The sequence below is a fragment of the Streptomyces bobili genome (assembly GCF_002154575.1).
GTDB classification, from domain to species: domain Bacteria; phylum Actinomycetota; class Actinomycetes; order Streptomycetales; family Streptomycetaceae; genus Streptomyces; species Streptomyces bobili.
The window spans coordinates 1-8,263 of sequence record NZ_MUBA01000276.1 but is presented as its reverse complement, the minus strand read 5'-3'; the positions used below and the strand labels follow the sequence as shown (position 1 = coordinate 8,263).

Here is an 8,263-nt window from a genome sequence, read left to right as displayed (position 1 = left end):
AGATGTGTATGAGAGGCAGGCGCAGCGGGCTGTGAGGGTGGGCGGCGGGGGCGGACGTATCCGCCCCCGCCGCCCCTTCCCGCTTTTCCCCCGGGGACGTCCGGCGTGACGCGGGGGAACGGATCAGGGCACGTCACCCTTAGGGTGGGCGCATGAACGATCGCATGGTGTGGATCGACTGCGAGATGACCGGCCTCTCGCTGTCCGACGACGCGCTCATCGAGGTTGCCGCCCTCGTCACCGACTCCGAGCTGAACATCCTCGGCGAGGGTGTGGACATCGTCGTACGGCCGCCGGACGCGGCCCTCGTGACGATGCCGGAGGTGGTGCGTCAGATGCACACCTCGTCCGGGCTGCTCGACGAGCTGGCGGGCGGCACGACCCTCGCCGACGCCGAGGAGCGGGTCCTCGCCTACATCCGCGAGCACGTGAAGGAGCCCGGCAAGGCCCCGCTGTGCGGGAACTCCGTCGGCACCGACCGCGGCTTCCTGGTGCGGGACATGCCGACGCTGGAGAGCTACCTCCACTACCGGATCGTCGACGTCTCCTCCATCAAGGAACTGGCCCGGCGCTGGTACCCGCGGGCCTACTTCAACAGCCCCGAGAAGAACGGCAACCACCGCGCCCTGGCCGACATCCGCGAGTCCATCGCGGAGCTGCGCTACTACCGCGAGGCCGTCTTCGTACCGCAGCCCGGACCGGACTCCGACACCGCGAAGGCGATCGCCGCGAAGCACGTCCTGCCCGCCGGATAAAAGGCGTGCGCGAGCACCCCTTCAGACCCTGTACACTTTTTCTCGGCCGGTAGGGAGACCACAAAGTCGACTGCCGGGCATGGTGGGTGTAGCTCAGCTGGTAGAGCACCTGGTTGTGGTCCAGGATGCCGCGGGTTCAAGTCCCGTCACTCACCCTGAGTAATCAGCCGGTGACCTTCTCAGAAGGTCACCGGCTGATTCGTTTTCTCCAGGGAGTGCGCCGACCATGCAGCCCCACCCCCAACCCCTCCGCTCCGAGCGGCTCGACCTCGTCCCCCTGCGTGTGGAGCACGCGCGGGAGATGGCCGCCGTCCTGTCCGACCCGGCCCTGCACACCTTCATCGGCGGCTCCCCCAGTACGCCGGAGGCCCTGCGCGCCCGCTACGAGCGGCTCGTCGCCGGCTCCCCCGATCCGGCCCGGACCTGGTGGAACTGGGTACTGGCGCTGCGGGACACGGGCGCTCTCGTGGGTACCGTCCAGGCCACCCTCGCCGAGGAGGGCCGGTTCGCGGAGATCGCCTGGGTGGTGGGGACGCCGTGGCAGGGGCGGGGCCTCGCCACGGAAGCCGCCCGGACGCTGGTCGACGGGCTGCGCGAGCGAGGTGTCCGTACGGTCGTCGCGCACATCCACCCGGAGCACCACGCCTCGGCCGCGGTCGCCGCCGCGGCGGGGCTCACGCCGACCGGGGAGGAGCTGGACGGCGAGGTGCGGTGGCGGCTGTGAACGAGGGGGGCGGTGGACCTAGGCCGAGGCCCGGGTCATCAGTTCCGTGGCCAGGACCACCTGGCGTCGCTCCAGGCCACGGGACGCCGCCGGGCGGCTGTCCGCGATCTCCGTGAGGAGCAGGTCGAGCATGCGGCGCCCCATCTCCTCGATGGGCTGGCGCACGCTGGTCAGCGGCGGGTCCATGTGGCGGGCTATGGCCGAGTCGTCGTAGCCGACCAGGGCCACGTCGTCCGGGATACGGCGACCCGCCTCGCGCAGGGTCTGGCGGGCGCCGGCCGCCATGACGTCGGAGCCCGCGAACACCGCGTCGGGAACGGGGCTGCGGGCCAGCAGCTCGCGCATCGCCCGCTGGCCGCCCTCCTCGGTGAAGTCTCCCTGCACGATCAGGAGTTCGTCCACTTCGTGGCCCGCGGCGAGCAGGGCGTCGCGGTAGCCGTCGACACGCCGCTGGGCGCCGTACACGTCGAGGCGGCCGGTGATGTGGGCGATGTTCCGGCAGCCGCGCGCCAGCAGGTGCTCGACGGCCGAGCGGGCGCCGCCGTAGTTGTCGGAGTCCACGGACGGGAGGGTCTCCGCGGCGGAGCGGGGGCCGCTGATCACGGCCGGGATCTCCAGCTGGGCGATGAGGTCGGGCAGCGGGTCGTCGGCGTGCACGGAGACCAGGAGGACGCCGTCCACGCGGTGTGCGGCCAGGTACTGGGCGAGACGCTGCCGCTCCCGGTCGCTGCCCGCGAAGATCAGCAGGAGCTGCATCTCCGTGTCGGCGAGTTCCGCGCCCACTCCGCGCAGGATGTCGGAGAAGTACGGTTCGGCGAAGAAGCGGGTCTCCGGCTCGGGCACCACGAGGGCGATCGCGTTCGTGCGGTTGGCGGCGAGGGCACGGGCGGCGGTGTTGGGGACGTAGCCCAGTTCGGCGACCGCGGCCTCGACGGCGGCGCGGGTGGCGTCGCTGACCCGGGGCGAACCATTGATCACGCGGGAGACCGTGCCCCTGCCCACACCGGCGCGTGCCGCCACCTCTTCGAGGGTCGGCCGGCCACCGCTCCGTCCCCGCGTACCGTGGCTTGCCATGGGCTCCGCCTTCCCGCTGTCATCGTCGCACTGGCCTGGAATCTAACAGTCCTGGCCGTTCGCCCCACCGCCCGCGGGGTGACCGCGCCCGGCCGAAAAGCACCGTCGCGGCGAGTTAGCTAACAGGCGGATAACTGAACGCATCTCTCCGCGCCCCCACCCTTGACACCCTCGCCGGAACCGACGACTCTTCAACACATCACCTGTGGGAGCGCTCCCACGGTACCTGACACATACACAACCCGCACGTTCCCCGCCCGAGCCGCAGCTGGAAACTAACGGGCCCAACAACGCAGTTGGCCGGGGGGTCGGCACGTCAGGGCAACAGGAGGACGTAATGCGAGCACGTACCCGAAGCTCCCGTCGGGTGGTAGTCCTGGCGACCGTCGCCACCATGGGCGCCGGACTGCTGGCCGGCTGTGCCGACGACGGCGGTGGCAAGGCGTCCGACGATTCGTCGTCGGGCGGTGGCAAGGGCAAGACCACGATCACCATGGGACTTTTCGGCACGATGGGCTTCAAGGAAGCCGGTCTGTACACCGAGTACGAGAAGCTGAACCCGAACATCAAGATCGCCGAGAACGTGATCGAGCGCAACGAGAACTACTACCCCGCGCTCGTCAACCACCTCACCACCAACAGCGGTCTGCAGGACGTCCAGGCCGTCGAGGTCGCCAACATCGCCGAGGTCACCGCCACCCAGGGCGCGAAGCTCCAGGACATGTCCAAGGTCTCGGGCGTGAACAAGAGCAACTGGCTGGACTGGAAGTGGTCCCAGGCCACGACGAAGGACAGCAAGACCGTCGCCCTCGGCACCGACGTCGGCCCGATGGCCCTGTGCTACCGCACGGACCTCTTCCAGCAGGCCGGTCTGCCGACCGACCCGACGGAGGTGGGCAAGCTGTGGGCGGGCGACTGGAACAAGTTCATCACCGTCGGCGAGCAGTACAAGAAGAAGGCCCCCAAGGGCACCTTCTTCATGGACTCCCCCGGCGGCCTGCTCAACGCCGTCCTCAGCAGTGAGAAGGAGAAGTTCTACGACTCCTCCGGCGAGGTCATCTACAAGTCGAACCCGGCCGTCAAGGCAGCCTTCGATCTGACCGGCAAGGCCGCTGAGCAGGGCCTCGTGCAGGCGCAGACTCAGTTCCAGCCGGCCTGGGACACCACGATCGCGAACAGCAAGTTCGCGACGATCGCCTGCCCGCCGTGGATGCTCGGCACCCTCAAGGGCAAGTCGAAGCCCGACTCCCTCGGCAAGTGGGCCGTCGCGGTCGCCCCGAAGTCCGGCAACTGGGGCGGCTCCTTCCTCGCCGTGCCCTCCAGCGGCAAGAACGTGAAGGAAGCCGAGAAGCTGGTCGCCTGGCTGACCGCGCCCGAGCAGCAGGCCAAGCTGTTCAAGGTGCAGGGCTCCTTCCCGAGCACGCCGAGCGCGTACACCATGCCCGAGGTGACCGGCGCCAAGAACGAGATGACCGGTGACCTCAACATCGGCACCATCTTCGCCGAGGCCGCCAAGGCCGCCCCGGTCCAGGTGATCGGTGCCAAGGACCAGATCATCCAGCAGGGTCTGACCGACAACGGCGTGATCCTGGTGACGAAGGGCAAGTCGCTGGAGGAGGCCTGGAACACGGCGACCAAGACCATCGACAACAACCTGGACAAGTGACCCGTATGGCCACCCACGACACCGCCGCGCCCCCCACCAAGGAGGGGGGCGCGGCCCCGGGCCGACCGCCCGCCGACCCCACGGGGGCGGAACGGCGTCGGGCCCGTCTCTCCCGCCGCTGGCAGCGGGACATGCGCTGGAGCCCGTACGCCTTCGTCTCACCGTTCTTCCTGCTGTTCCTGGCGTTCGGCCTGTTCCCGCTGATCTACACCGGCTGGGCCTCGCTGCACCAGGTGGAGATGACCGCACCCACCGACATGGAGTGGGTGGGGCTGCGCAACTACACGCGGATCTTCGACGACGACTTCTTCTGGAACGCGGCGAAGAACACGCTGACGATCGGCATCATCTCGACGGTGCCGCAGCTGCTGATGGCGATGGGCCTCGCCCACATCCTCAACTACAAGCTGCGCGGCTCGACCTTCTACCGGGTCATGATGCTCGCCCCGTACGCCACGTCCATCGCGGCAGCCTCGCTCGTCTTCGTCCTGCTCTTCGGGCGCGACTACGGCATGATCAACTGGGCGCTGGACTTCGTCGGGATCGATCCGGTCGACTGGCAGAGCGACAAGTGGCCCTCGCAGTTCGCGGTGTCCACCATCGTCATCTGGCGCTGGACCGGCTACAACGCGCTGATCTACCTGGCCGCGATGCAGGCGATCCCGCAGGACCTGTACGAGTCCGCCGCGCTGGACGGTGCCAGCCGCTGGAAGCAGTTCCTCCACGTCACGCTGCCTTCGCTGCGCCCGACCATCCTGTTCACCGTCGTCGTCTCGACGATCGGCGCGACCCAGGTGTTCGGCGAGCCGCTGCTGTTCGACGCCAACAAGGGGGCGTCGGGCGGTTCCGAGCACCAGTTCCAGACGCTGGGCCTCTACCTGTACGAGCAGGGCTGGGTCAACCAGCACCTGGGCCGTGCCTCCGCGATCGCCTGGACCATGTTCCTGATCCTGATCGTGGTCGGCATCGTCAACTACGTCATCTCGCGCCGGCTGCGCGCCAGTAGTTAGGAGTACGGCCGTGACGACGACGACTTCCAAGACACCGCCCTCATCTCCGCCGGATACGACCGTGAAGAAGCCCGGCCGTGTACGGCGGCCCAAATCGGCGCGGGCCGGTGGGCAGATGCACGCGGGGCCGATCGCCTACGTGATCCTGGCCCTGTTCACCATCGGCTCGCTGTTCCCGCTGGTGTGGACGGCGATCGCCGCCTCCCGCGACAACAACCGGCTGGCGCAGACCCCACCGCCGTTCTGGTTCGGCGGCAACCTGCTGGACAACCTGGACGTCGCCTGGAACGACGCCAACCTCGGCGAGGCATTCTTCAACACCACGATCGTGGCGGGCACCTCGGCGGTGACCGTCGTGTTCCTGTCCACGATCGCCGGGTTCGCCTTCGCCAAGCTGAAGTTCCGGGGCCGGGGCGCGATGATGCTGATCGTGATCGGCACGATGATGGTGCCGCCGCAGCTCAGCGTGATCCCGCTCTACATGATGGTCGCCAAGCTGGAGTGGACCGACCAGCTCCAGGCGGTGATCCTGCCGTCGCTGGTCAGCGCGTTCGGTGTGTTCTTCATGCGGCAGTACCTGATCCAGGCGCTGCCGGACGAGATCATCGAGGCGGCCCGGGTGGACGGCGCGAGCAGTTGGCGCGTGGTCTGGCACGTGGTGTTCCCCGCGGCGCGCCCCGCGATGGCGGTGCTCGGCATGCTGATGTTCGTGCAGACCTGGAACGACTTCCTGTGGCCGTTCCTGGTGCTCAGCCAGACCGGCAACCCGACCGTGCAGGTCGCGGTCGCGGGCCTCGGCCGCGGGTACACGCCCGACCAGTCCCTGATCATGGCGGGCGCCCTGCTCGGCACACTGCCGCTGCTGCTGGTCTTCGCGATCTTCGGCAAGCAGATCGTGGGCGGCATCATGCAGGGCGCGGTGAAGGGCTGATGCGGGACTTGGCGGGGGCGGCGGTGACCCGGCCCGGCCATGCGCGGTTCCCTGTGCTCGGCCGTGCGGGGACTCCTTTGCTCGGCCGTGCGCGGACCTCTGTGCTCGGCCGTGCGCGGACCTCTGTGCTCGGCCGTGCGCGGACCTCTGTGCTCGGCCGGGGGCCGGCGCCCTCGCCCGGTCGGAGATCCTTACGGCACTGACAACCCGCCGTCCCGTCCTCCATGCGGGCCCGGCACCCCGCCGGTCACTGTCCCCGCGCGGGTCCGGCGCCCCGAGGGTCGCGGGACATGCCGCTCGTCCCGCCGGTCGCGGGTCGCGGGTAGGTGCGGGACCCGTCACCTCCGGTCCCGACGTCCCCGTGGGACCGGCGACCCCGTCGGTCGACGCGGCCGTAGGGGTCGGCACCTCGCCGGTCACCACCTCCGCCGGGGACCGACACCCCCGCCTGGATCAACCTCCGTGCGGGGCCGAGAATCCGCGGGTCCAGAATCGCGGGTCCAGAATCCGCGGGTCCAGGATCCGCAGGTGCAAGAGTCCGCGGCCCACAACCGCGGGGTCTCCACCTCGCCGGCCCGGCGTCGGCGCGGGGCTGACAACTCGTCCGGCCCAGCATCCGTGCGGGGCCGACAACCTCGTCCGGCCCAGCGTCCGTGCGGGGGTGACACCTCCGCCGGTGCCGCGTCCGACGGGGGCCGGGTCACCGCCGCCCCAGCCCCTCCGTACTTCTTCCCCCCATCCTTCGTCGGTCTCGACGACCTCGACGACCACTCATGGGAGCGCTTCCATGCCTGAGTCCGCACAGTCGGCCAACCCGGTCACCTTTCCTCCCGCCTTCCTCTGGGGCGCGGCGACATCCGCGTACCAGATCGAGGGGGCGGTGCGGGAGGACGGCCGTACCCCCTCCATCTGGGACACCTTCAGCCATACGCCCGGCAAGACGGCCGGTGGTGAGACGGGTGACATCGCTGTCGACCACTACCACCGCTACCGCGACGACGTCGCGCTGATGGCCGAGCTGGGCCTGACCGCGTACCGCTTCTCCGTCTCCTGGTCGCGGGTCCAGCCGACCGGCCGCGGCCCCGCGGTGCAGGTGGGCCTGGACTTCTACCGCAAGCTGGTCGACGAGCTGCTCGCGAAGGGCATCAAGCCGGCCGTCACCCTCTACCACTGGGACCTCCCGCAGGAGCTGGAGGACGCGGGCGGCTGGCCGGAGCGGGACACCGCGTACCGGTTCGCCGAGTACGCGCAGATCGTCGGCGAGGCCCTCGGCGACCGCGTGGAGCAGTGGATCACGCTCAACGAGCCGTGGTGCAGCGCCTTCCTGGGGTACGGCTCCGGAGTCCACGCCCCCGGCCGCACCGACCCGGCGGCCTCGCTGAAGGCCGCGCACCACCTCAACCTGGCGCACGGCCTGGGCACGACGGCCCTGCGGTCGGTGATGCCCACCCGCAACTCGGTGGCGATCAGCCTCAACTCCTCGGTGGTCAGGCCCCTTTCGCAGACTCCGGGAGACCTCGCGGCGGTCCGCAAGATCGACGACCTGGCGAACGGCGTGTTCCACGGCCCGATCCTGCGCGGCGCCTACCCCGAGACGCTCCTCACCGCGACCTCGAAGGTCACCGACTGGTCGTACGTCCTCGACGGCGATCTGCGCGCCATCCACCAGCCGTTGGACGCGCTGGGCCTGAACTACTACACGCCCACGCTCGTCTCGGCGGCGGACGCCGACCCGTCGGCGCCGCGGGCGGACGGTCACGGCGCCAGCGACCACTCCCCCTGGCCGGCCGCGGAGGACGTCGCCTTCCACCAGACGCCGGGCGAGCGCACCGAGATGGGCTGGACGATCGACCCGACGGGTCTGCACGACCTGATCATGCGGTACACGAAGGAGGCGCCGGGCCTGCCGCTGTACATCACGGAGAACGGCGCGGCCTACGACGACAAGCCCGACGCCGACGGCCGCGTCCACGACCCCGAGCGGATCGCCTACCTGCACGGTCACCTCCGGGCCGTCCGCCGTGCCATCGCGGAGGGCGCGGACGTCCGCGGCTACTACCTGTGGTCGCTGATGGACAACTTCGAGTGGGCGTACGGCTACGA

The 8,263-nt window shown here is 69.8% G+C and carries 7 protein-coding genes and 1 tRNA gene; 7 read left to right on the top strand and 1 reads right to left on the bottom strand.

Going from position 1 to position 8,263, the window contains the following annotated elements:
- Positions 1 to 152: 152 nt before the first annotated feature.
- From orn to BZL64_RS22475, 3 genes are all read left to right on the top strand, one after another.
- On the top strand, positions 153 to 755 hold the full coding sequence (orn, locus tag BZL64_RS22485) for an oligoribonuclease (RefSeq protein ID WP_086771006.1): 603 nt from the start codon (positions 153 to 155) through the stop codon (positions 753 to 755).
- Between the two features lie 82 nt (positions 756 to 837).
- Positions 838 to 910: transfer RNA gene (locus BZL64_RS22480), tRNA-His, on the top strand.
- 71 nt (positions 911 to 981) lie between these two features.
- Positions 982 to 1,479 carry a GNAT family N-acetyltransferase gene (locus BZL64_RS22475; RefSeq protein ID WP_086771005.1) on the top strand — a complete coding sequence of 166 codons (498 nt, stop codon included), beginning with the start codon at positions 982 to 984 and terminating at the stop codon, positions 1,477 to 1,479.
- Positions 1,480 to 1,497: 18 nt separating this feature from the next.
- On the opposite strand, the gene BZL64_RS22470 is transcribed toward BZL64_RS22475, so the two are convergent.
- Complete coding sequence (locus BZL64_RS22470; RefSeq protein WP_086771004.1) at positions 1,498 to 2,553, bottom strand: LacI family DNA-binding transcriptional regulator; 1,056 nt, start codon at positions 2,551 to 2,553, stop codon at positions 1,498 to 1,500.
- A 337-nt stretch (positions 2,554 to 2,890) separates the two neighbouring features.
- Here BZL64_RS22470 and BZL64_RS22465 point away from each other — a divergent pair, with 337 nt between their 5' ends.
- From BZL64_RS22465 to BZL64_RS22450, 4 genes are all read left to right on the top strand, one after another.
- Positions 2,891 to 4,219, top strand: a complete 1,329-nt coding sequence (locus BZL64_RS22465; protein ID WP_086771003.1) for an ABC transporter substrate-binding protein — start codon at positions 2,891 to 2,893, stop codon at positions 4,217 to 4,219.
- A gap of 5 nt (positions 4,220 to 4,224) precedes the next feature.
- Positions 4,225 to 5,229 carry a carbohydrate ABC transporter permease gene (locus BZL64_RS22460; RefSeq protein ID WP_086771002.1) on the top strand — a complete coding sequence of 335 codons (1,005 nt, stop codon included), beginning with the start codon at positions 4,225 to 4,227 and terminating at the stop codon, positions 5,227 to 5,229.
- 10 nt (positions 5,230 to 5,239) lie between these two features.
- Positions 5,240 to 6,160 (top strand): carbohydrate ABC transporter permease, encoded by a 921-nt coding sequence (locus BZL64_RS22455; protein ID WP_086771001.1) that lies wholly within the window; start codon positions 5,240 to 5,242, stop codon positions 6,158 to 6,160.
- Positions 6,161 to 6,947: 787 nt separating this feature from the next.
- Positions 6,948 to 8,263, top strand: a 1,316-nt coding sequence (locus BZL64_RS22450) for a GH1 family beta-glucosidase (RefSeq protein ID WP_086771000.1), incomplete at its 3' end; no start/stop codon positions are given.

Excerpts from the sequence above, each read along its gene's own strand:
- orn (WP_086771006.1), top strand. The coding sequence starts at position 153 with ATGAACGATCGCATGGTGTGGATCGACTGCGAGATGACCGGCCTCTCG.
- BZL64_RS22475 (WP_086771005.1), top strand. The coding sequence starts at position 982 with ATGCAGCCCCACCCCCAACCCCTCCGCTCCGAGCGGCTCGACCTCGTC.
- BZL64_RS22470 (WP_086771004.1), bottom strand. The coding sequence starts at position 2,553 with ATGGCAAGCCACGGTACGCGGGGACGGAGCGGTGGCCGGCCGACCCTC.
- BZL64_RS22465 (WP_086771003.1), top strand. The coding sequence starts at position 2,891 with ATGCGAGCACGTACCCGAAGCTCCCGTCGGGTGGTAGTCCTGGCGACC.
- BZL64_RS22460 (WP_086771002.1), top strand. The coding sequence starts at position 4,225 with ATGGCCACCCACGACACCGCCGCGCCCCCCACCAAGGAGGGGGGCGCG.